Raw genomic sequence first — 570 nt, forward strand, 5'->3', positions numbered from 1 at the left:
GTATAGAGGATCGGCGCCAGCGCCTCGTGGACCCGGGGAAGATGCAGCACATGAATGCCATCGGCCGCCTCGAGTCCGACCCCCTCGTCGGCGAACACGAACAGCTCGCCGCCGCGGGCCCGCACCTCCTGGAGGTTGGACTTGAGCTTGTCGAGCAGCTCGTCGTTGGGCGCCACGGAGATCACCGGCATGTCGCTGTCCACCAGCGCCAGGGGCCCATGCTTGAGCTCACCCGCCGGGTAGGCCTCGGCGTGGATGTAGGAGATCTCCTTGAGCTTGAGCGCTCCCTCCAGGGCGATGGGGAAGTGGGCGCCGCGGCCCAGGAAGAGGGCATGGTGCTTCTCGGCGAAGGCCATGGACAGCGCCTCGATGGCCGGATCCAGCGCCAGCACCCGCTCCACCAGCCGCGGCAGGCCGCGCAACGCCGTCACCACCTCGGCCTGCACGGTCTCATCGAGGCCCCTGACGCGACCCAGTGCCAGGGTCAGCAGCATCAGGGCGGTGAGCTGGGTGGTAAAGGCCTTGGTGGAGGCCACGCCGATCTCCGGTCCCGCCTGGGTCATCAGCGAG

1 protein-coding gene is annotated in these 570 nt (G+C 68.8%); it reads right to left on the reverse strand.

Features of this window, described 5'->3' with window-relative positions; all coding sequences use genetic code 11:
• The coding region (locus AOG27_RS21025) for an SIS domain-containing protein (protein ID WP_152967185.1) at positions 1 to 570 on the reverse strand (570 nt) is incomplete at both ends.

This window comes from Pseudoalteromonas lipolytica, from assembly GCF_001306915.1.
In the GTDB taxonomy this organism is placed as follows: Bacteria; Pseudomonadota; Gammaproteobacteria; order Enterobacterales; family Alteromonadaceae; genus Pseudoalteromonas; species Pseudoalteromonas simplex.